We start from the raw sequence: 20,348 nt of genomic DNA, 5'->3' as shown, positions 1-20,348 counted from the left end.
TTGCCAAAACACCCGCTTTCATGCGAGACTGCCCAACAGGTCGGGGCGCATTTCGGCCCCGACCGACGAAGGGAAAACGCATGGCAAGAAAAGCGGATTTGATCGAGACGACCGAGCCCCGGACCGGCCGGCGCGCCGTTCCGGCGCAATTCGGCATGGACGAGGTGCTCTGGGCGGCCTGGCTCTATTACGAGCAGGGGCAAAAGCAGGACCGGATCGCCGAGGAGCTGGGGATCTCCCGCGCCTCGGTGTTCAACCTGCTGCAGAAGGCGCGCGACGAGGGGGTGGTGAACATCTCGATCGACCCGACGCGAATCGCCGGAATGGCGCTGTCACTGAAGATCTGCGCCGCGACAGGCCTTGCGGAATGCTACATCCTGCCGCGCCAGCGCGAGGGCGAGGGCGAGGGCGGATCGCTGCATGGCCAGATCGGCCATCTCGCGGCGCGGGTGCTGGAAAACCGGCTGCGGCCCGAGGACACGATCGGCGTCGCCTGGGGGCGCACCGTGCTCGCGCTCTCGCAACACCTCAGTGCCATCGCCTGCCCGACCGTCACCGTGGCGCAGATCACCGGATCCTCCGCCGCCACCTTCGACTTCTCGCCGGTGCTGTGCACCTCGAACATCGCGGCGCGGCTGAACGCGCGGGCGATCAACCTGCATGCGCCGGGCGTCGTCTCCTCGCCGCATGTGAAGGAGATCCTGATGCACGAGCCGGCGATCCGCGACCATTTCGCGCTGCTGCGCGGCTGCACCAAGGCGGTGTTCGGCGTCACCCAGCTGACCGGCGAGACGCTGCTGGTGCAGGGCGGCTTCATGACCGAGGCCGAGCTTGCCGCCTATCGCGACCTCGGCGCGGTGGGCTTCGCCGCGGGCTATTTCTTCGATGCGGACGGCAGGATCGTGCACAGCGAGTTCGACGGCCGCCACATCACCATGGCGCTTGGCGATCTGCTGCAGGTGCCCGAGCGGATCTGCATCGGCGGCGGTCCGGAAAAGGTCGAGGCGATCCGCGCCATGCTGCGCGGCGGGCTGGCGAGCGTCCTCGTCACCGACGAGGCGACGGCCCTCGCCCTCGCGGCCACCTAAGGAAACACCCCGGGGCTTTCATCTTGCCCGAAATACCTCGGGGGGCCTGCCAGCGGCAGGCGGGGGCAGCGCCCCCTCCCCGGCCGGGGAAGGGGCGCCGCGCCGGGGCTCAGCCCTCGATCTTCGCAAGGTCGGCGACGCTCAGGCAGATCTGGCGGATGCGCGAGAGCAGGTTGAGCCGGTTGCGGCGCACGATCTCGTTCTCGGCATTGATCTGCACCGCGGTGAAGAAGGCGTCGATCGGCGCGCGCAGGGCGGCCATCGCGGCCATCGCGGCGCCGAACTCCTCGGCCGCCATCGCCGGGCCGATCGCCGCCTCGGCGGCATCGAGCGCGGCGAACAGCGCCGTCTCCTCGGCGCCTTCGACAAACTTCGGATCGGCGCCGAAGCTGTATTCGACCCCGTCCTTCGCCTCGGCCTGGCTGAGGATGTTGTTGGCGCGCTTGAAGCCCTGGATCAGGTTGCCGCCATCCTCGGTCTTCAGGAACGCGACCAGCGCCTCGGCCCGCTTCACGACAAGCGTCAGATCGTCGTTGCCCGGCATGGCGAGCACCGCGTCGATCACGTCGTGGCGGATGTTCTGATCCTTCATGAAGACCTTCAGGCGGTCATGGAAGAAAGCCAGAAGGTCGGCCGCATCGGTCTTGTCATTCGCCGTCGCGAAGACCTTCGCAAGGTCAAGCCGCAGCCCGTTCACCAGCACCAGCCGGATCACGCCCAGCGCCGCACGACGCAGCGCGAAGGGGTCTTTCGAGCCCGTGGGCTTCTCGTCGATCGCCCAGAAGCCGGTGAGCGTGTCGATCTTGTCAGCGAGCGCCACCGCCACCGTCACCGGCTCCGAGGGCACCTCGTCCGAGGGGCCGAGCGGCGAGTAATGGCCCTTGCAGGCATTCGCGACCGCCTCGGGCAGGCCCGCGGCCCGGGCGTAATAGCTGCCCATCAGGCCCTGAAGTTCCGGGAACTCGCCGACCATCGCCGAGCGCAGGTCGGATTTCACCACCCGCGCGGCCTCGGCGGCCAGATCGGGCTGCGCACCGACCATCGGCGCGATCTCCTGAGCCAGCGCCTCGATGCGTTCGATCCGCGCCGCCTGGGAGCCGAGCTTGTTGTGGAAGGTGACCTGGGCCAGCCCCTCGCCCATGCCCTCGAGCCCCTCGGTCTTGACGATCCGCAGGTCGTGTTCCCAGAAGAACTTGGCATCCGACAGCCGCGCCGACAGCACCTTGAGGTTGCCCTTCAGGATCGTCGCGCCATGGTCGGCGGTCTCGCGGTTCGCCACGGTGACGAAGCCCTCGATCCGGCCGGTCTTCGGGTTCTTCACCGAGAAGAACTTCTGATGCTCCTTCATCGAGGTCTGCAGCACCTCGGGCGGCAGGCCGAGGAAGGTTTCGGCGATGTCGCCCATCAGCGCGACCGGCCATTCGACCAGCCCCGCGACCTCGGCCAGAAGGCCCCGGTCGGGCACCAGCTCGAGCCCGCGCGCGAAGGCCAGCGTCTGCGCCTCGTTCCACAGGATCTCCTCGCGCTCGGCACTGTCGAGCACGACCTTCGCCGCCTTCAGCTTGGCGACGTAATCGTCAAAGCCCGAGACCGCGAAGCGGCCCGGCGCCATGAAGCGGTGGCCCTCGGTGGTGTTGCCCGAGCGGATGCCCTCGACTTCCAGATCGACGACCTCGGCGCCGGCCTCGGTGGTCAGCAGGCACAGGATCGAATGCAGCGGCCGCACCCATTTGAGCGTGCCCGAGCCCCAGCGCATCGACTTCGGCCAGGGGAAAGTGCGGATCGTCTTTTCCAGCACCTCGGCGACGATCTCGGGCGCGCTGCGGCCGGGTTTCTCGACCACGGCGAAATAGACCTGACCCTTCTTGTCGTCGCGCACCTCGAGCTGCTCGAGCGTCAGGCCGGTCGAGCGCAGGAAGCCCTCGATCGCCTTCTCGTTCGCGCCGGTCGAGGGGCCCTTGCGCTCTTCGCGCAGCGTCGGGCTTTCGGCGCTCAGCCCCTCGAGGGCCAGCGTCAGGCGCCGCGGCGTCGAGAAGGCCGCGGCATGACCATAGGTCAGGCCGGCCTCGACGAGACCGTCGGTCACCAGCTTCTTCAGCGCTTCCCGCGCCCCCGGCTGCATCCGCGCCGGGATCTCCTCGGAGAAGAGTTCAATCAGCAGATCGGGCATGTCACTTCCCCGCTTCGTCATTCAGTTGCTGCCAGGCATAGGCCCGGCCATCGGGATAAATCGCCACCACGCGGTCGACGCCGGGGTGGATGTCGTGTTCGGACAGGAAGGCCACCGCCGTCCCTGTCTCGATATCGGCGCCGATCCGGGCCGCGTCGAAACAGGAGAACCAGCCCGGCGCGGTGAGCGGCGTGGCCTTGTCATAGACGGTGAAGGTCTCGGTCAGCAGCGCAAGGCTCATCGGCGTGCGGAAGCAGCCGCGATAGCGCAGCGGCGAGCTGTCGGCGTCGATGCCCTGAAAATCCTCGGCGAGGATCGGCTCGGGCGCGCCGGTCTCGATCGCGGTCAGCCGCACCTCGGCGGCAGGCGCCGCCGCATCGACCGCATGATAATAGCCGTAGACCTGCAGATAATAGACCGCAGCCCCGGTGATCAGCGCGCTGAACACGAGAAAGCCTCCGACATATCGTCCCCTGACCGCCATAGCCCAGCGCATACAGGCCCGCCCGCCGCCGCGCAAGCGCAGGCAGGAGGATTTTGCACAATCGGGTTCATGCCGTTAGACAGGCACGACAGCCGGAAGGAAGACGCATTGGATCCCCTGTTCTTCATCAAGTCGCTCGCCGCCTTCTTCGCGATCATGAACCCGTTCATCGCGTTGCCGATGTTTCTCAGCCTGACCGCGGACTGGGATGCGCCCAGCCGGCACCGCGCGGCGCTGGCCACCATCGCCTTCAGCGCCGGGATGTGCCTCGTGATCGCGGTGGCGGGGCTGCGGGTGCTGTCGGTCTTCGGGATCAGCATCGACGACTTCCGCGTCGCGGGCGGGATCGTGCTGGCGACAATCGGGCTTGGTATGCTGAACGGCAATGGCCACAGCGCCCATTCGGGCACCCCCGACGAACAAGCCCAGCAGCAGGCGCTTGACAGCATCGCCTTCTACCCGATGACCTTCCCGATGATCGTCGGGCCCGGCACGATCGCCACCCTGGTGATCTTTACCGGGCAGGCGCGGGGGCTTGCGGGCTCTGTCGCGCTCGCGCTCGCGATCGGCTGCGTTTTGCTGGCGATGCTCTGCGTGCTGTGGTTTTCCGGCACCATCACCCGGGTGACGACGCAGACGCTGCGCGTCATCATGACCCGGCTGATGGGAATGATCCTGATCGCCATCGCCGTCGACATGGCGACGACGGGGCTGAAGGCGCTGCTGCCGGGGCTGGGCTGAACGCCCGGCCCCGCGGGGTCACGCGGCCGCGTCGGGCGTCCAGCCGCCGGCGGTGGTCTGCACGAAGGCATCGGCGCATTTCTTGGCGAGCGCCCGGACCCGGCCGATATAGGCCTGCCGCTCGGTCACCGAGATCACCCCGCGCGCATCGAGCAGGTTGAACAGGTGGCTCGCCTTGATGCACTGGTCATAGGCCGGGTGCACCATGATGATGCGCTTGCCCGAGTTCGGGTCTTCGGCCGGGAAGGACAGCAGCCGCTCGCATTCCGCCTCGGCATCCTCGAAATGGCGCAAGAGCATCTCGGTGTTGGCCGCATCGAAGTTGTGGCGCGAATACTCTTCCTCGGTCTGCCGGAACACGTCGCCATAGGTCAGCGGGATCGGCGCGTCGGGCGCGTTGAATGGCATCTGCATGACGTGGTCGATGCCGAGCACATACATCGCCAGCCGTTCGAGCCCATAGGTCAGCTCGCCCGAGACCGGCTTGCAGTCATGCCCGCCGACCTGCTGGAAATAGGTGAACTGGCTGACTTCCATGCCGTCGCACCAGACTTCCCAGCCAAGCCCCCAAGCGCCCAGCGTCGGGCTCTCCCAGTCGTCCTCGACGAAGCGGATGTCGTGCAGGTCAAGGTCGATGCCGATCGCGGCGAGCGAGCCGAGATAGAGCTCCTGCAGGTTCGAGGGGCTCGGCTTGATCAGCACCTGATACTGATAATAGTGCTGCAGCCGGTTCGGGTTCTCGCCATAGCGGCCGTCGGTCGGACGGCGCGAGGGCTGGACATAGGCCGCGGCCCAGGGGTTCGAGCCGAGCGAGCGCAGCGTCGTCGCCGGGTGGAAGGTGCCCGCGCCCACCTCCATGTCATAGGGCTGCAGCACCGCGCAGCCTTTCGAGGCCCAGTAATTCATGAGCCGCAGGATGATTTCCTGGAACGACCGCGGAGCGACAGGGTTCGACATGGCTTCCCTCTGGTTCAAAGCGCCTTCTCTCTAGGCAAGCGCCGGGCAAGGGTCAACGCCCCGCCCTGCCCCCGGACCCGATTTCCCGCGATTTCCGGGGTGACGCGGGCGGTCAGCCTGCTAACCTCACCCCGTTTTGAGAACAGGAAGTGGGTTTCACGATGACGGGAATGCGCAGGGCGATGCACCTCGCGACGGCGGCGGGTCTGGCGGGGCTGATCTGGACGGGGCCCGGCGCGGCCGAGCCGGTCTGGCTGCAGATCGAGGCGCAGCCCTCGCTCCCGCAGGCCGAGGAGCGCGCGCGGGACTGGGCCGGCATGTTCCCCGATATCGCCGGTTTCGCGATGTCGACGGGCTGGTATGCCATCGCTATCGGCCCCTTCGCCGACACCGCAGAGGCGACGGCGCGGCTGCGCACGCTGCGCCGCGAGGGGCTGATCCCGGGCGACAGCTATGTCTCGGACGGCGGCCGCTTCCGCGGCCAGTTCTGGCCCAACGGCACCGCCCCGCTGCCCGGGACGGCCGGGACGCCGGCGCCGGAGGCCCCCGCCCCCGAAACCACCGGCGCCGAACCGCCCCCGGCCGAGGCTCTGCCCGCCGCCCCTGAACCGACGCCGCCGGTCGAGACGCTGGCCGAGTCGCAGCGGCTCGAGGCGGCGCTTGACCGCGAGGCACGGATGGAGATTCAGGCCGCGCTCGAATGGCAGGGGTTCTACAACGCCACCATCGACGGCGCCTTCGGCCGCGGCACGCGCGCGGCGATCGCCGCATGGCAGACGGCGCAGGGCTTTGCGCCGACCGGCGTGCTCGCCTCGACGCAGCAGACGCAGCTTCTCGCCGCCGTCGCGGCCGACCGCGCCGCCCTTGGTCTCGAGACCGTCGAGGAGACCGACGCCGGCATTGCCATCGACCTGCCGCTCGGCCTGATCGAATTCGACCGCTACGACCCGCCCTTCGTCGTCTATCGCGCCAAGGACGGCTCGGGCGTCACGGCGCTGCTGCTGTCCCAGACCGGCGACCAGAACGCGCTTTACGGGCTTTACGACCGGATGCAGGCGCTGGCGCTGGTGCCCGCCGAGGGCGAGCGCAGCCGCAACCGCAGCGGCTTCACCATCGCCGGGCAGAACGACAGCCTGCGCTCCTGGACCGAGGCGCATCTGGCGGGCGGGCTGATCAAGGGCTTCACCCTGGCCTGGCCGCCCGGGCAGGAGGCGAAGATGCAGCGCGTGCTGGCGGCGATGAAGGCCTCGTTCCGGCCGATCGGCAGCACCGCGCTCGATCCCTCGCTCGGCACCCCGATGACGGTGACGCGCGGCGATCTGATGGCGGGGCTCGAGCGGCGGCACCCGGAATTTGCCCGCTCGGGCGCCTTCATCGACGAGAAGGGCGCGGTGCTGACGGCGGGCGCCGGGCTCGACACCTGCACCAAGATCACCATCGAGGACGAGGAGGCGGATCTCGCCTTCACCGATCCGGCGCTTGGCATTGCGGTGCTGCGGCCGAAGAAGGCGATGGCCCCTGCCGGCATCGTCACCTTCGAGACCGCGGCGACCGCCGCCGGCGCGCAAGTGGCGGTGGCGGGCTTTTCCTATCCCGAGGCGCTGACCGCGCCGGTGCTGAGCTTCGGCACGCTCTCCGATCTGACCGGCCTTGCCGGCGAGGCGAACCGGGCGCGGCTCGCGGTGCACACCCTGGCGGGCGATGCGGGCGGGCCAGTGCTCGATGGCTCGGGCGCGCTTGTCGGCATCGTCCTGCCGCGCGCGGCCGATGGCACCAAGCTGATGCCCGCCGATCTGACCGAGGCGGTGCAGGCGATGCCGCTCGTTCAGGTGCTGGCCGAGCATGGCTTCATGCCGACGGCGTCGGAGGCCACGGGCACGCTCGCGGCCGAGGATCTGGCCGTCGAGGCGCAGAAATTCACCGTGCAGATCGCCTGCTGGAAATGACCGCCCGAACCTGACCGCGGGCGCGGCGCTCAGCCGCGCCAGAACTTCGGCAAGAGCAGCACGAAGGCCGACATCAGCTCGAGCCGGCCAAGCATCATCCCGAGCGCCATCAGCCATTTCGCGCTGTCGGGGAAGCGGTCGACGGCGCCGTTGGACGACACCTCGGGCCCCCAGGCCGGCCCGACATTGGCGATCGCCGTCCAGGCCGCGGTCAGCGCCGTGCGCGGGGCGAGCCCGGTCAGCGACAGCGCCACGATCAGCCCGCCGAAGGTCAGCACGAAGAGGGTGAAGAAGGCGACGACGGAATCGAGCACCTCGCGCTCGACCGCGCGGCCGTCATAGCGCATCCCCATCACCCGGTGCGGGCTGTAGAGCCGCCGGATCGCCACCTTGATCGCCTGGAATAGGATCAGATAGCGGAACACCTTGACCGAGCAGCCGGTCGACGAGGTGCAGCCGCCGATCAGCCCGGTGATGATCAGCACCACGAAGGCCAGATGCCCCCAGGTGGTGATGTCCTCGGAGGCATAGCCGGTGCCGGTGAAGGTCGAGACGACGTTGAAGGTCACCTCGCGCAGCGTCGGCCAGAACGCGCTTTCGTGCCGGATCAGGCGATAGAGCACGATCACCGCGATCGCATAGCCGTGCCAGCGCAGGAAGGCGCGCACCTGCGGGTCGCGCCACAGCGGTGCGGGGTTGCCCTGGGCAAGCTGCACGAAGCGGATGAAGGGCATCGCGGCCAGCAGCATGAACAGCGAGGCCGCATATTCCGGCGCGCCGCGATAGACACCGAAGCTCGCGTCGTAATTCGAGAAGCCCCCGGTCGAGAGCGTGGTCAGCGCATGCACCACCGCATCGAAGGCGGTCATGCCAAGCACGGCATAGGTCACCGCGCAGGCCACCGTCAGCCCGACATAGACCCGGATCAGCGCCGCCGAGATGTCCATCGCCCGCGGCAGGATCTTGCCCAGCGTGTCGAAGCCTTCCGAGCGGAAGAACTGCATGCCGCCGACCTTCATCACCGGCAGGAAGATCATCGCCACGATGATGATGCCGAGCCCGCCCAACCATTGCAGGATCGCCCGCCACAGGTTGGTGCCGGCAGGCAGCTCGTCGAGCTCGGGGATCGCCGTCGTGCCGGTGGTGGTCAGCCCCGACATCGCCTCGAAATAGGCGTCGGTGAAGTCGAGCCCCGGCGCCCCGGTGAGGAAGGGCAGCGCGCCGAAGGCGGGCAGTACCGCCCAGGCGCCGGTGGTGACGACGAAGCTCTGGCGCAGGCTCAGCATCGTGCCGCGCCCGTCATGGGCCGCCAGCGCCACCAACCCGCCCGCGGTCATGGTGACGATCGCCGCCTCGAGGAAGGCGCCGGCATTGGCATCGCCGCGCAGGAAATCGAGCGCGGCCGGGATCAGCATCGCCGCCCCGAGGGCCGTGGCCAGCAGGCCGATGATGTAGCCCACCGGGCGCAACTCGATCATGCCCCCTGCTTGCCCGCCCCCCTGCCGCACGTCAATAGCGCGCCGCACCGCGGCCAACTTTGCAAACATTTCAAAATTGGTCAGTTAATTTGCTCAATTTCGCAGAATTAACTTGCGCTGCATCGCAGCGACGCTAGGTTTTCCGGCACCACTGCGGGGAGGGTCCATGATGTTCCGCAAAATCCTGATCGCCAACCGGGGCGAGATTGCCATCCGCGTGATGCGGGCCGCAAACGAACTCGGCAAGAAGACCGTCGCCGTCTATGCCGAGGAAGACAAGCTCTCCCTGCACCGCTTCAAGGCGGATGAGGCCTATCGCATCGGCGCCGGGCTGAGCCCCGTCGGCGCCTATCTCTCGATCCCCGAGATCATCCGCGTCGCGCAGGAATCCGGCGCCGACGCGATCCACCCGGGCTATGGGCTGCTGTCGGAGAACCCCGATTTCGTCGAGGCCTGCGACAAGGCCGGCATCACCTTCATCGGCCCGCGCGCCGAGACCATGCGCGCCCTTGGCGACAAGGCCTCGGCCCGGCATGTGGCGATGAAGGCGGGGGTGCCGGTGATCCCGGCGACCGAGGTGCTCGGCGACGATTTCGACGCGATCAAGGCCGAGGCCGCCGCGATCGGCTATCCGCTGATGCTGAAGGCGAGCTGGGGCGGCGGCGGGCGCGGCATGCGCCCGATCATGGGCCCCGACGAGCTGGTCGAGAAGGTGCGCGAGGGCCGGCGCGAGGCCGAAGCCGCCTTCGGCAATGGCGAGGGCTATCTGGAAAAGATGATCCTGCGCGCGCGCCACGTCGAGGTGCAGCTTCTGGGCGACACGCATGGCCAGCTCTATCACCTCTACGAGCGCGACTGCACCGTGCAGCGGCGCAACCAGAAGGTGGTCGAGCGCGCCCCCGCCCCCTATCTGACGCCCGAACAGCGCGCCGAGGTCTGCGGCCTGGCGCTGCAGATCGGCAACGCGGTCGGCTATCAGAACGCCGGCACCGTCGAGTTCCTGATGGACATGGACGAGGGCCGTTTCTACTTCATCGAGGTCAACCCGCGCGTGCAGGTCGAGCATACCGTGACCGAAGAGGTCACCGGCATCGACATCGTGCAGGCGCAGATCCGCATCGCCGAGGGCGCGACGCTGGCCGAGGCGACGGGCGCAGCCGCGCAATCCGAGGTGACGCTTTCCGGCCACGCGCTGCAATGCCGGGTGACGACCGAGGACCCGCAGAACAACTTCATCCCCGATTACGGCCGCATCACCGCCTATCGCACCGCGACCGGCATGGGGATCCGGCTCGACGGCGGCACCGCCTATGCGGGCGGCGTCATCACCCGCTATTACGACAGCCTTCTGGTGAAGGTGACCGCTTGGGCGCAGACCCCCGACCAGACCATCCACCGCATGGACCGCGCGCTGCGCGAGTTCCGCATCCGCGGCGTGAGCACCAACATCGATTTCGTCATCAACCTGCTCAAGCACCCGACCTTCCTGAGCATGGGCTACACGACGAAGTTCATCGACACCACGCCCGAGCTTTTCCAGTTCAAGAAGCGGCGCGACCGCGGCACCAAGATCCTGACCTATATCGCCGACATCACGGTGAACGGCCATCCCGAGACCGCCGGCCGGCCGAAGCCGCCGGCCGAGGCACGCCCGCCGCGCCTGCCCGAGATCAAGGGCGCGGTGAAGCCCGGCACCCGGCAGCTGCTCGACGCCGAGGGGCCGAAGGCGGTGGCCGACTGGATGAAGGCGCAAAAGCGGCTGCTGCTGACCGACACCACGATGCGTGACGGGCACCAGTCGCTTCTGGCGACCCGGATGCGCTCGATCGACATGGTCACCGCGGCGCCGGTCTACGCGGCCAATCTCGGCGATCTGTTCTCGGTCGAGTGCTGGGGCGGCGCGACCTTCGACGTCGCCTATCGCTTCTTGCAGGAATGCCCGTGGCAGCGGCTGCGCGACATCCGTGCGGCGATGCCGAACGTGCTGACGCAGATGCTGCTGCGCGCCTCGAACGGGGTGGGCTACACCAACTATCCCGACAACGTGGTGCAGTTCTTCGTGGCGCAGGCGGCGAAGACCGGCGTCGACGTGTTCCGCGTCTTCGACAGCCTGAACTGGGTCGAGAACATGCGCGTCGCAATGGATGCGGTGATCGAGGCCGAGAAGATCTGCGAGGGCACGATCTGCTACACCGGCGACATCCTGAACCCGGACCGGGCGAAATACGACCTGAAGTATTACGTCGCGATGGCGAAGGAACTCGAGGCCGCAGGCGCCCATGTGCTCGGGCTGAAGGACATGGCGGGGCTTCTGAAGCCCGCCGCCGCCCGCGCCCTTGTCACCGCGCTGAAGGACGAGGTGGGCCTGCCCATTCACTTCCACACCCATGACACCTCGGGCATCGCCGGGGCCACGGTCCTCGCCGCGGCCGAGGCGGGGGTCGATGCCGTCGACGCGGCGATGGACGCCTTCTCGGGCGGCACCTCGCAGCCCTGCCTCGGCTCGATCGTCGAGGCACTCGCGCATACCGAGCGCGACACCGGCCTCGACATCGACGCGATCCGGCGGATGTCGAACTATTGGGAAGCCGTGCGCACGCAATATGCGGCCTTCGAATCGGGCACGCGGGCGCCCGCGTCCGAAGTCTGGCTGCACGAGATGCCGGGGGGCCAGTTCACCAACCTCAAGGCGCAGGCGCGCAGCCTTGGCCTCGAAGAACGCTGGCACGCGGTGGCGCAGGCCTATGCCGATGCGAACCAGATCTTCGGCGACATCGTGAAGGTCACCCCCTCGTCGAAGGTGGTGGGCGACATGGCGCTGATGATGGTGGCGCAGGGGCTGTCGAAGGCCGATGTGCTTGATCCCGACCGCGACATGGCCTTCCCCGATTCGGTGGTCGACATGCTGAAGGGCAACCTTGGCCAGCCGCCCGGAGGCTGGCCCGCGGCGATCGTGAAGAAAGCGCTGAAGGGCGAGCCCGCCTCGACCGAGCGGCCGGGCCTGCATCTGCCGGCGGTCGATCTCGAGGCGACGCGGGCAAAGCTTTCGGCCGAGCTGAACGGCTATGCCGTCGATGACGAGGATCTGGCGGGCTATCTGATGTATCCGAAGGTCTTCCTCGACTACATGGGCCGGCACCGGCAATACGGGCCGGTGCGCACCCTGCCGACGCCGGTCTTCTTCTATGGCATGCAGTCGGGCGAGCAGATCTCGGCCGAGATCGACCCGGGCAAGACGCTCGAGATCCGCTATCAGACGATGAGCGAGACCGACGAGGCCGGCGAGGTGAAGGTGTTCTTCGAACTGAATGGCCAGCCGCGCGCAGTGCGCGTGCCGAACCGGGCGGTGAAATCGGTGGTGAAGGCACGGCCGAAGGCCGAGGCCGGCAACCCTGCCCATGTCGGCGCGCCGATGCCGGGATCGGTGGCCTCGGTCACCGTCGCGGTCGGGCAGAAGGTGGCGCAGGGCGACCTGCTCCTGACCATCGAGGCGATGAAGATGGAAACCGGCATCCACGCCGATCGCGCCGCCACGGTGAAGGCCGTGCATGTCGCGCCCGGCGCGCAGATCGACGCCAAGGACCTGCTCGTCGAGCTCGAGTGAGCCCCAGCCGTTTCCCCTTGTCCTCGCGCCCGCGGCCGGTCAGGCTTGCGGGCGCGATCACATAGGGAGACGTCGATGATCACTGCCGGCTATGCGCTGCCGCTCGTTGCGCTTTACATTTTCCTGTCGCTGCATGTGGTGAATGCGCGCAAGACGCATCGCGTCTCGATCGGCGACGGCGGCAAGGATGACCTCGTGCTGCGGATCCGCACGCATGGCAACCTCGCCGAATATGCGCCCTTCGGCATCGTGATGCTGCTGCTGGCCGAGCTGGCCGGCGCCGGCGCCATCGCGCTGCACCTGTCGGGCGCGGCACTGGTCGTGGGGCGGGCCCTGCATGCCTGGGCGCTTGGCTTCGGCGGCCCGATGGGGGCGCGCGTCGCCGGCATGGTGCTGACCCTTCTGTCGCTCGCCGCCAGCGCGGTGCTGGCGGTTCTCGCCTGAGACGCGAAAAGGGGGGCCGGAGCCCCCTTTTCGACCGGAATCGTCCCGGTCAGAGCGACTCGATGAAGTCGTTGACCTCGCGCTTCGCCTCTTCCTTCGAGCGGCCGTATTTCTGCTGGATCAGCCCGGCCAGGCGTTCGGTATTGCCGGCCACCTGCTCGACCTCGTCATCGGTCAGCTCGCCCCATTTGGCGCGCACGCTGCCCTTGATCTCCTTCCACTTGCCTTCGAGCATGTCGGTGTTCATCGCTTGCCTCCGTCTGTGGTTTCGGGTCGGGGCGGATCTTTCCGCCCTTCCCCCTGTCAACGGCCAAGCCCTGTTGACGGTTCCCGCATCGCGCCCACCCTGCGCCGGAAGATGCCCACAGGATTTTTTCGGAGTGACGAATTTTTCCTCTTGCGGCCCCCCGCCCGATCCCATAAATCGCCTCCACCGAACAACGGTGCGGGCGTAGCTCAGGGGTAGAGCATTACCTTGCCAAGGTAAGGGTCGTGAGTTCGAATCTCATCGCCCGCTCCAGTTCGGAAACATATCGCTGCATGCGGGCGTAGCTCAGGGGTAGAGCATTACCTTGCCAAGGTAAGGGTCGTGAGTTCGAATCTCATCGCCCGCTCCAGCGAAATGAATGCGAAACGGACCGCTTCGGCGGTCCTTTTGCTTTTCTGCCCCCCCTTCCCGGCCCCTGGCCCGCAGCCGCCCGACCAGCGACCACCCCGCAACAGTTGCAAGCCCCTGCTTTGCAAGCCGCGCCCCGCGCCCTATAAGGCGGTGACACGGAAGGGAGCGACGATGCGCAAGGCCACCATCACCCGCAAGACCGCCGAGACCGAGATCTCGGTCGAGATCGACCTCGACGGCACCGGCCGCTACCGGAACGTCACCGGGGTGGGCTTTTTCGACCATATGCTCGACCAGCTCTCGCGCCACTCGCTGATCGACATGACGATCACTGCGGCGGGCGATCTGCACATCGACGACCACCACACCATCGAGGACACGGGCATCGCCCTTGGCCAGGCCCTGGTGCAGGCGCTCGGCGACAAGAAGGGCATCCGCCGCTACGGCCATTTCGCGCTTGCGATGGACGACACCCAGGTCGCCACCGCGCTCGACCTCTCGGCGCGGCCCTTCCTGGTGTGGAACGTCGATTTCCCGACGCAGAAGATCGGCACCTTCGACACCGAGCTGGTGCGCGAGTTCTTTCAGGCGCTCTCGACCAATGGCGGCATCACGCTGCATGTCGACAAGGTGCACGGGATCAACAGCCACCACATCGCCGAGGCAGCCTTCAAGTCGGTCGCCCGCGCGCTGCGCATGGCGGTCGAGATCGACCCGCGCATGGCCGGGGTGCTGCCCTCGACCAAGGGCGCGCTCTGAGAAGGAAAGACAGATGAGCCTCACCGTTCTGGTCGATTACGACTCGGGCAACCTGCACTCGGCCCGCAAGGCCTTCGAGCGGATGGCGCTCGAGCTCGGACAGGGCTCGGTCGTCGTCACCTCGGAACCCGACGTGGTGGCGCGTGCCGACCGCATCGTGCTGCCCGGCGACGGCGCCTTCCCGTCGTGCCGCGCCGCCCTGACCCGCTTCACCGGGCTTTTCGAGGCGATCGAGGAGGCGGTGCACCGGAAGGGCACGCCCTTCCTCGGCATCTGCATCGGCATGCAGATGATGGCGAGCCGCGGGCTCGAGTTCGAACCGACCGAGGGCTTTGGCTGGATCCCGGGCGAGGTGGTGCGCATCGAGCCCGCCGATCCGACGCTGAAGGTGCCGCACATGGGCTGGAACGATCTGGTGATCGACCGCCCGCATGCCCTGTTCCAGGGGATCGAGACCGGCGATCACGCCTATTTCGTGCATTCCTACCACTTCCGCGTGGCGAACCCCGAACACCTGCTCGCCCATGTCGACTATGCCGGGCCGATCACCGCGATCGTCGGGCGCGACAACATGGTGGGGACGCAGTTCCACCCCGAGAAATCGCAACGCACCGGATTGCGGCTGATCTCGAACTTCCTGCAGTGGAAACCATGAAAAAGGGCGCCCGAGGGCGCCCTTTCCGTTTCTGCCGGCAGGCCGGTCACTTCACCCGCGACCAGTCCTGCTTGGCGCAGAACAGCCCGCCAAGGACACAGCCCGACAGCTTCATCGCATCGCCTGCCAAGGCGATCTTGCCGATGTAGGTCTTGTCGTTCGAGGGCCGCCAGACCTTGCCCTCGTAGGCACCATTGCCCTTCGGCGCCATGTCGATGACGATCGGCTTGCCGATGTTGGGCGACTTGTACTCGCCGCCATCCTTGAAGGTGCGGGTGATCTTGCCGCAGTAATTCGCCCCGCAGGGCCCGATCTGCACCAGCGCATAGGCGCCGTCATCGGGCTGGGTCTGCCACAGCCCCTCGATCGGATCGGCGCCCGCGGCGCCCGCGGCGAGCGCAAACAGCCCCGCCAGCAGAATGCGTTTCATGGTCTTTCCTCCCGGTTTCCCTGCGCGTCATCTGGCCATGCCCCCCGATTCCCGGCAAGCCTGACGTGGCGTTTCGCAACACTTGCCGCGCGCCCCGCCGCGTGGCATGAGGCCCGAAAGCCCAAAGCCCGAAGGCAAGGAGAGCCGCGATGATCCTCTACCCCGCGATCGACCTCAAGGACGGCCAGTGCGTGCGCCTGCTGCACGGCGAGATGGACAAGGCCACGGTCTTCGGCGACGACCCCGCAGCCCAGGCCGCCAAGTTCGAGGCCGCGGGCTGCGAATGGGTCCACCTTGTCGACCTGAACGGCGCCTTCGCCGGCGCGCCGGTGAATGCCGCGGCGGTCGAGGCAATCCTCGCCCGGATCTCCGTTCCCGCCCAGCTCGGCGGCGGCATCCGCGACATGGCGACGATCGAAGGCTGGCTCTCGAAGGGACTTTCCCGCGTCATCCTCGGCACCGTGGCGGTCGAGAACCCGGCCCTCGTGCGCGAGGCGGCCCGCGCCTTCCCGGGCCAGGTCGCGGTCGGCATCGACGCCCGCGGCGGCCGCGTCGCCACCAAGGGCTGGGCCGAGGAGACCGACGTGATGGTCACCGACCTCGCGAAATCCTTCGAGGACGCAGGCGTCGCGGCGATCATCTACACCGACATCCTGCGCGACGGCGCGATGACCGGCCCGAACATCGAGGCGACCGAGGCGCTGGCCCGTGCCGTGACGATCCCGGTGATTGCCTCGGGCGGGGTGTCGTCGCTGCCCGACCTGGTCGCGCTGCGCGACACCGGCGTGATCGCCGGCGCGATCTCGGGTCGCGCGATCTATGACGGGGCACTCGATCTGAGCGCTGCCCTTGCAGCGCTGAAAGCGTAAGAGGGGCTCCGCCCCGCCGAGGCGATGCCTCGGCTCCCCGAGGTATTTTCGGCAAGATGAAAGCGCCGCGGCCCCCTCTTCATCTTGCCTGAAATACCTCGGGGTGCAGGGGCAGCGCCCCTGCCCTTTCGCTTCCCATCCCGCGCGACGGGCGCTATCAAGGCGCCAAAGGAGGCGCCTCCATGCTGAAAACCCGCATCATCCCCTGCCTCGATGTCGCCGACGGCCGTGTCGTCAAGGGCGTCAACTTCGTCAACCTGATCGACGCGGGCGACCCGGTCGAGGCGGCGAAGGCCTATGACGCGGCGGGCGCCGACGAGCTGTGCTTCCTCGACATCCATGCGACGCACGAGAACCGCGGCACGATGTACGACCTCGTCACCCGCACCGCCGAGCAATGCTTCATGCCGCTCACCGTCGGCGGCGGCGTGCGCAGCCACGAGGATGTGCGCAAGCTGCTGCTCGCGGGCGCCGACAAGGTCAGCTTCAACTCCGCCGCCGTGGCGAACCCCGATGTCGTGGCCGAGGCCGCCGACCGTTTCGGCAGCCAGTGCATCGTCGTCGCCATCGACGCGAAGACGGTGGAACCGGGCCGGTGGGAGATCTTCACCCATGGCGGGCGCAAGGCGACAGGCATCGACGCGGTGGAATTCGCCCGCACCGTCGAGGCGATGGGCGCGGGCGAGATCCTGCTCACCTCGATGGACCGCGACGGCACCCGGGCGGGCTTCAACCTGCCGCTGACCCGCGCCATCGCCGATGCGGTCGAAGTGCCGGTGATCGCCTCGGGCGGGGTCGGCACGCTCGATCATCTGGTCGAGGGCGTGACCGAGGGCCATGCCTCGGCGGTACTCGCCGCCTCGATCTTCCACTTCGGCACCTACACCATCCGGCAGGCCAAGGAACACATGGCCGCCGCCGGCATTCCCGTGAGGCTGACATGACCACGCTCGAACGGCTTGAAGCCACGATCGCGGCGCGCAAGAGCGCCGATCCCGACAGCTCGTGGACGGCGAAGCTGCTGTCCAAGGGGGCGCAGAAATGCGCGCAGAAATTCGGCGAGGAGGCGATCGAGGCCTGCATGGCTGTCGCCAAGGACGACCGCGCGAACCTCGTCTATGAAAGCGCCGACGTGCTTTACCACCTGCTGGTCATGCTGGCCGCGAAGGACGTCCCCCTCGCCGAGGTGCTGGCCGAGCTCGAGCGCCGCGAGGGCACCTCGGGGATCGCCGAAAAGGCCGCGCGCGGCTGAGCGGTCTTGCAAAATCCGCGTTCTCCCGCAAGGCTTTGGCAAAACTGGAGGCGTAGATGAGCAAGAGTGCAAAAGGATACTGGATCGGTCATGTCACCGTCGACGACCCGCAGGCCTATGCGGCCTACCGGGAAGCGAACGCCGTGGCCTTCGAGAAATACGGCGGCCGGTTTCTGGTGCGCGGCGGCGCACAGGAGGTGGTCGAGGGCGACCTGCGTCCGCGCACGGTGGTGATCGAGTTTCCGACCATCGAGGCGGCGCGGGCCTGCTATCTGAGCCCGGAATACCAGCGCGCGATGGCACTGCGCACACCGGTCTCGGAGGCCGATCTGTGCATCGTCGAGGGCTGGAATGGCTGAGGCCCGGGAAGCGGCGGTCAAGGGGTACTGGGTGGCGCAGGTGCGCGTGCACGACCGGGCGGGCTATACCGCCTATCGCGCGGCGGCCGCTGCCCCGATCGCGGCCGCGGGCGGGCGCCTCCTCGTGCTCGGCGGCGCGCCCGAGGTGGTGGCCGGGCAGATGGCGCCCGAAACCGTGATCGTCGTCTTCCCCAGTCTGGCGGCGGCGCGGGCCTGCTATCACGGTCCGGGGTATCAGGCGACGCTCGCCCTGCGCGATGCCGCGGCGACGGTCTCGCTTGCGATCGTCGCAGGCCACGCCGGCTGAGCCCGCCTTGCCCCGGCCGCGAAAGGCGTTAGAGTATCGGCCATGTTCAAGGCACTTCTCACCCTTCTGGCCGCCCCCCACCCCGCGCCGCTGACCGCGGAAGATGCGGAGCTGGCGCTGGCGGCGCTTCTGGTGCGGCTCGCCCGCGCCGACGACAGTTATGACGAGGGCGAGAAGATGCGGATCGACCGCGTTCTCGCGATGCGCCGCGGGCTTGGGCCCGAGGCGGCGCGCGCGCTACGCGCGCGGGCCGAGACGGCCGAGGCCGAAGCCCCCGACACCGTGCGCTTCACCCGCGCGCTGAAGGAAAAGATCGCCTATGAGGACCGCGCCGGGGTGATCGAGGCGATGTGGGACGTGGCGCTGTCGGACGACACCCGCGCCCCCGAAGAAGAGGCGCTGATCCGCCTCACCGCGAGCCTCCTTGGCATCAACGACCGCGATTCGGCGCTGGCCCGGCAGCGGGTGGAAGCCCGGCGCGGCTGAACCGCCGCCCTGCATGTTTCGAGGCATCTGCCCGACTTTTTGGCGCATCTCCTCGCGTCAACCGTCACTCCGCCGTTGCATTCCCCCCCGGAATCGCGCCAACTTTACCAACCGGACAAAGAGAAGCCGAAAGTGACAGTGACCGCACCCGTCATCGAAATCCGCGACCTGCACAAAAGCTACGGGTCGCTCGAGGTGCTCAAGGGCGTCTCGATCCGTGCTGACCGGGGGGAGGTGATCTCGCTGATCGGCTCCTCGGGCTCGGGAAAATCCACCCTGCTGCGCTGCTGCAACCTGCTGGAGGACAGCCAGCGCGGCGAGGTCCTGTTCCGCGGCGAGGCGGTGAAATGGGCGGGCGAGGGCCTCGCGCGGCGCCCGGCCGACCGCGCGCAGGTGACGCGCTTCCGCACCAACCTGTCGATGGTGTTCCAGCAGTTCAACCTCTGGTCGCACATGACGATCCTGCAAAACGTCATGGAGGCGCCGGTGACGGTGCTGAAGCGCGATCCGCGCGAGGTCGAGACGCTGGCGCGCAGCCTGCTCGACAAGGTCGGGATCGGCGACAAGGCCGACAACTGGCCGGCGCAGCTCTCGGGCGGCCAGCAGCAGCGCGCGGCGATTGCGCGCGCACTGTGCATGCAGCCCGAGGCGCTGCTCTTCGACGAACCCACCTCGGCGCTCGACCCCGAGTTGCAGCAGGAGGTGGTGAAGGTGATCAAGGATCTGGCGAACGAACACCGCACGATGATCCTCGTTACCCATGACATGCGCCTTGCGGCCGATGTCTCGGATCACGTCATTTTCCTGCACAAGGGCCTGATCGAGGAAGAGGGCCCGCCCGCCCAGCTTTTCGGCGCACCGAAGTCGGAGCGCCTGCAACAGTTCCTGTCGGCCAGCGTGCCGGCTTGATGCCAACGATAGACAATCAACGATTGCAAACACTGCACAGGGGAAACACATGAAGAAGCTGATCCTGACCGCCGCTGCCGCGCTGGCGCTGTCGACCGGGTTTGCCAGCGCCGAGGATGTCGTGCGCATGGGCACCGAAGGCGCCTACCCGCCCTTTAACTTCATCAACGACAAGGGCGAGGTCGACGGCTTCGAACGCGAACTCGGCGACACGCTCTGCACCAAGGCCGAGGTCAAGTGCACCTGGGTGACGAACGAATGGGACAGCATCATTCCGAACCTGCTCGGCGGCAACTATGACACGATCATGGCCGGCATGAGCATCACCGACGAGCGCAAGCAGACCATCGACTTCACCGAAGCCTATTACCCGCCGGCGGCCTCGGCCTATGCCGCGCTGAAGGACGGCGCCGACCTCAAGGGTGTGGTCGCGGCGCAGGTCGGCACGATCCAGGCCGATTACGTCGCGAAATCGGGCGCGACGCTGCTGGAATTCGCCACCCTCGACGACACCGTCGCCGCGGTGAAGAACGGCGAGGCCGACGCGGTCTTCGCCGACAAGGACGCGCTCGCGCCCTTCACCGCCGATCAGGGCGGCGCCCTCGTCTGGACCGGCGAGGACATCCCGCTGGGCGAAGGTATCGGCATGGGCCTGCGCAAGTCCGACACCGCGCTGAAGGAGAAGTTCAACGCCGTCATCACCGCGATGAAGGCCGACGGCTCGCTCAACGCGATGATCAAGAAATGGTTCGGCGACGACGCCCTGACCTTCTGATCCCCCCGGCGGGGGC

At 67.8% G+C, this 20,348-nt stretch carries 21 protein-coding genes and 2 tRNA genes; 17 read left to right on the top strand and 6 right to left on the bottom strand.

Translation table 11 applies throughout. The features are described from left to right. Positions 1-80 precede the first annotated feature (80 nt). Positions 81-1,088: a sugar-binding transcriptional regulator gene (locus EOW65_RS03080; protein WP_164879970.1), complete on the top strand. Its 1,008-nt coding sequence runs from the start codon at positions 81-83 to the stop codon at positions 1,086-1,088. Positions 1,089-1,197: 109 nt separating this feature from the next. Here EOW65_RS03080 and glyS read toward each other — a convergent pair whose 3' ends face one another. Both glyS and EOW65_RS03070 read right to left on the bottom strand, forming a co-directional pair. After that, the gene (gene glyS / locus EOW65_RS03075) at positions 1,198-3,258 is read right to left on the bottom strand and encodes a glycine--tRNA ligase subunit beta (protein WP_128147542.1); all 2,061 of its coding nucleotides are present in this window, start codon (positions 3,256-3,258) and stop codon (positions 1,198-1,200) included. Between the two features lies 1 nt (position 3,259). Beyond that, positions 3,260-3,706 (bottom strand): DUF6446 family protein, encoded by a 447-nt coding sequence (locus tag EOW65_RS03070; protein ID WP_240664473.1) that lies wholly within the window; start codon positions 3,704-3,706, stop codon positions 3,260-3,262. A 144-nt stretch (positions 3,707-3,850) separates the two neighbouring features. Here EOW65_RS03070 and EOW65_RS03065 point away from each other — a divergent pair, with 144 nt between their 5' ends. Continuing rightward, positions 3,851-4,483, top strand: coding sequence for a MarC family protein (locus EOW65_RS03065; RefSeq protein WP_206364007.1), 633 nt, complete (start codon positions 3,851-3,853; stop codon positions 4,481-4,483). Positions 4,484-4,501: 18 nt separating this feature from the next. Here EOW65_RS03065 and EOW65_RS03060 read toward each other — a convergent pair whose 3' ends face one another. After that, positions 4,502-5,440 (bottom strand): glycine--tRNA ligase subunit alpha, encoded by a 939-nt coding sequence (locus EOW65_RS03060; RefSeq protein ID WP_128147540.1) that lies wholly within the window; start codon positions 5,438-5,440, stop codon positions 4,502-4,504. 170 nt (positions 5,441-5,610) lie between these two features. Between EOW65_RS03060 and EOW65_RS03055 the strand changes: the two genes are divergently transcribed. Beyond that, a complete protein-coding gene (locus EOW65_RS03055) occupies positions 5,611-7,386 on the top strand; it encodes a trypsin-like peptidase domain-containing protein (protein ID WP_164879969.1) in 1,776 nt (591 codons plus the stop codon). Positions 7,387-7,415: 29 nt separating this feature from the next. Here EOW65_RS03055 and EOW65_RS03050 read toward each other — a convergent pair whose 3' ends face one another. Next, the gene (locus EOW65_RS03050; RefSeq protein ID WP_128147538.1) at positions 7,416-8,864 is read right to left on the bottom strand and encodes a TrkH family potassium uptake protein; all 1,449 of its coding nucleotides are present in this window, start codon (positions 8,862-8,864) and stop codon (positions 7,416-7,418) included. 169 nt (positions 8,865-9,033) lie between these two features. On the opposite strand from EOW65_RS03050, the gene EOW65_RS03045 reads away from it, so the two are divergent. Together EOW65_RS03045 and EOW65_RS03040 are read left to right on the top strand one after the other, a co-directional pair. After that, a complete protein-coding gene (locus EOW65_RS03045) occupies positions 9,034-12,468 on the top strand; it encodes a pyruvate carboxylase (RefSeq protein ID WP_128147537.1) in 3,435 nt (1,144 codons plus the stop codon). Between the two features lie 75 nt (positions 12,469-12,543). After that, positions 12,544-12,912: an MAPEG family protein gene (locus tag EOW65_RS03040; RefSeq protein ID WP_128147536.1), complete on the top strand. Its 369-nt coding sequence runs from the start codon at positions 12,544-12,546 to the stop codon at positions 12,910-12,912. Between the two features lie 49 nt (positions 12,913-12,961). On the opposite strand, the gene EOW65_RS03035 is transcribed toward EOW65_RS03040, so the two are convergent. Continuing rightward, entirely contained in the window at positions 12,962-13,159 is a 198-nt protein-coding gene (locus EOW65_RS03035; protein WP_128147535.1) for a CsbD family protein, read from the bottom strand. 198 nt (positions 13,160-13,357) lie between these two features. On the opposite strand from EOW65_RS03035, the gene EOW65_RS03030 reads away from it, so the two are divergent. From EOW65_RS03030 to hisH, 4 genes are all read left to right on the top strand, one after another. Then, positions 13,358-13,432 (top strand) — tRNA-Gly (locus EOW65_RS03030). A 22-nt stretch (positions 13,433-13,454) separates the two neighbouring features. Beyond that, positions 13,455-13,529 (top strand) — tRNA-Gly (locus tag EOW65_RS03025). 173 nt (positions 13,530-13,702) lie between these two features. Next, positions 13,703-14,290: an imidazoleglycerol-phosphate dehydratase HisB gene (gene hisB, locus EOW65_RS03020; protein WP_128147534.1), complete on the top strand. Its 588-nt coding sequence runs from the start codon at positions 13,703-13,705 to the stop codon at positions 14,288-14,290. Positions 14,291-14,303: 13 nt separating this feature from the next. Further along, positions 14,304-14,945: an imidazole glycerol phosphate synthase subunit HisH gene (gene hisH, locus EOW65_RS03015; RefSeq protein ID WP_128147533.1), complete on the top strand. Its 642-nt coding sequence runs from the start codon at positions 14,304-14,306 to the stop codon at positions 14,943-14,945. Positions 14,946-14,991: 46 nt separating this feature from the next. On the opposite strand, the gene EOW65_RS03010 is transcribed toward hisH, so the two are convergent. After that, positions 14,992-15,375 (bottom strand): DUF2147 domain-containing protein, encoded by a 384-nt coding sequence (locus EOW65_RS03010; protein ID WP_128147532.1) that lies wholly within the window; start codon positions 15,373-15,375, stop codon positions 14,992-14,994. Between the two features lie 149 nt (positions 15,376-15,524). Between EOW65_RS03010 and hisA the strand changes: the two genes are divergently transcribed. The 8 genes from hisA (at position 15,525) to EOW65_RS02970 (ending at position 20,332) form a co-directional block, all read left to right on the top strand. Continuing rightward, positions 15,525-16,244 carry a 1-(5-phosphoribosyl)-5-[(5-phosphoribosylamino)methylideneamino]imidazole-4-carboxamide isomerase gene (hisA, locus tag EOW65_RS03005; protein WP_128147531.1) on the top strand — a complete coding sequence of 240 codons (720 nt, stop codon included), beginning with the start codon at positions 15,525-15,527 and terminating at the stop codon, positions 16,242-16,244. A 182-nt stretch (positions 16,245-16,426) separates the two neighbouring features. After that, a complete protein-coding gene (gene hisF, locus EOW65_RS03000; protein WP_128147530.1) occupies positions 16,427-17,188 on the top strand; it encodes an imidazole glycerol phosphate synthase subunit HisF in 762 nt (253 codons plus the stop codon). Next, positions 17,185-17,496 (top strand): phosphoribosyl-ATP diphosphatase, encoded by a 312-nt coding sequence (locus EOW65_RS02995; RefSeq protein ID WP_128147529.1) that lies wholly within the window; start codon positions 17,185-17,187, stop codon positions 17,494-17,496. Before hisF ends, EOW65_RS02995 begins: the two co-directional genes overlap by 4 nt. A gap of 56 nt (positions 17,497-17,552) precedes the next feature. Then, positions 17,553-17,855 (top strand): DUF1330 domain-containing protein, encoded by a 303-nt coding sequence (locus EOW65_RS02990; protein WP_128147528.1) that lies wholly within the window; start codon positions 17,553-17,555, stop codon positions 17,853-17,855. Next, on the top strand, positions 17,848-18,162 hold the full coding sequence (locus tag EOW65_RS02985) for a DUF1330 domain-containing protein (RefSeq protein ID WP_128147527.1): 315 nt from the start codon (positions 17,848-17,850) through the stop codon (positions 18,160-18,162). The genes EOW65_RS02990 and EOW65_RS02985 overlap by 8 nt, the downstream gene beginning before the upstream one ends. A 42-nt stretch (positions 18,163-18,204) precedes the next feature. Next, positions 18,205-18,648 (top strand): tellurite resistance TerB family protein, encoded by a 444-nt coding sequence (locus EOW65_RS02980; RefSeq protein ID WP_128147526.1) that lies wholly within the window; start codon positions 18,205-18,207, stop codon positions 18,646-18,648. 132 nt (positions 18,649-18,780) lie between these two features. After that, entirely contained in the window at positions 18,781-19,557 is a 777-nt protein-coding gene (locus EOW65_RS02975; RefSeq protein WP_128147525.1) for an ABC transporter ATP-binding protein, read from the top strand. Between the two features lie 49 nt (positions 19,558-19,606). Then, a complete protein-coding gene (locus EOW65_RS02970; RefSeq protein WP_128147524.1) occupies positions 19,607-20,332 on the top strand; it encodes a transporter substrate-binding domain-containing protein in 726 nt (241 codons plus the stop codon). Positions 20,333-20,348: the final 16 nt, after the last annotated feature.

The sequence above is a fragment of the Paenirhodobacter ferrireducens genome, from assembly GCF_004022265.1.
GTDB lineage: Bacteria > Pseudomonadota > Alphaproteobacteria > Rhodobacterales > Rhodobacteraceae > Rhodobacter > Rhodobacter ferrireducens.
This window is presented reverse-complemented; position numbering and strand designations above follow the sequence as displayed.

What these genes read in the sequence shown, in the direction of transcription:
- EOW65_RS03080 (WP_164879970.1), top strand. Translation starts at nt 81, where the DNA reads ATGGCAAGAAAAGCGGATTTGATCGAGACGACCGAGCCCCGGACCGGC.
- glyS (WP_128147542.1), bottom strand. Translation starts at nt 3,258, where the DNA reads ATGCCCGATCTGCTGATTGAACTCTTCTCCGAGGAGATCCCGGCGCGG.
- EOW65_RS03060 (WP_128147540.1), bottom strand. Translation starts at nt 5,440, where the DNA reads ATGTCGAACCCTGTCGCTCCGCGGTCGTTCCAGGAAATCATCCTGCGG.
- EOW65_RS03055 (WP_164879969.1), top strand. Translation starts at nt 5,611, where the DNA reads ATGCGCAGGGCGATGCACCTCGCGACGGCGGCGGGTCTGGCGGGGCTG.
- EOW65_RS03050 (WP_128147538.1), bottom strand. Translation starts at nt 8,864, where the DNA reads ATGATCGAGTTGCGCCCGGTGGGCTACATCATCGGCCTGCTGGCCACG.
- EOW65_RS03045 (WP_128147537.1), top strand. Translation starts at nt 9,034, where the DNA reads ATGTTCCGCAAAATCCTGATCGCCAACCGGGGCGAGATTGCCATCCGC.
- EOW65_RS03040 (WP_128147536.1), top strand. Translation starts at nt 12,544, where the DNA reads ATGATCACTGCCGGCTATGCGCTGCCGCTCGTTGCGCTTTACATTTTC.
- EOW65_RS03035 (WP_128147535.1), bottom strand. Translation starts at nt 13,159, where the DNA reads ATGAACACCGACATGCTCGAAGGCAAGTGGAAGGAGATCAAGGGCAGC.
- hisB (WP_128147534.1), top strand. Translation starts at nt 13,703, where the DNA reads ATGCGCAAGGCCACCATCACCCGCAAGACCGCCGAGACCGAGATCTCG.
- hisH (WP_128147533.1), top strand. Translation starts at nt 14,304, where the DNA reads ATGAGCCTCACCGTTCTGGTCGATTACGACTCGGGCAACCTGCACTCG.
- EOW65_RS03010 (WP_128147532.1), bottom strand. Translation starts at nt 15,375, where the DNA reads ATGAAACGCATTCTGCTGGCGGGGCTGTTTGCGCTCGCCGCGGGCGCC.
- hisA (WP_128147531.1), top strand. Translation starts at nt 15,525, where the DNA reads ATGATCCTCTACCCCGCGATCGACCTCAAGGACGGCCAGTGCGTGCGC.
- hisF (WP_128147530.1), top strand. Translation starts at nt 16,427, where the DNA reads ATGCTGAAAACCCGCATCATCCCCTGCCTCGATGTCGCCGACGGCCGT.
- EOW65_RS02995 (WP_128147529.1), top strand. Translation starts at nt 17,185, where the DNA reads ATGACCACGCTCGAACGGCTTGAAGCCACGATCGCGGCGCGCAAGAGC.
- EOW65_RS02990 (WP_128147528.1), top strand. Translation starts at nt 17,553, where the DNA reads ATGAGCAAGAGTGCAAAAGGATACTGGATCGGTCATGTCACCGTCGAC.
- EOW65_RS02985 (WP_128147527.1), top strand. Translation starts at nt 17,848, where the DNA reads ATGGCTGAGGCCCGGGAAGCGGCGGTCAAGGGGTACTGGGTGGCGCAG.
- EOW65_RS02980 (WP_128147526.1), top strand. Translation starts at nt 18,205, where the DNA reads ATGTTCAAGGCACTTCTCACCCTTCTGGCCGCCCCCCACCCCGCGCCG.
- EOW65_RS02970 (WP_128147524.1), top strand. Translation starts at nt 19,607, where the DNA reads ATGAAGAAGCTGATCCTGACCGCCGCTGCCGCGCTGGCGCTGTCGACC.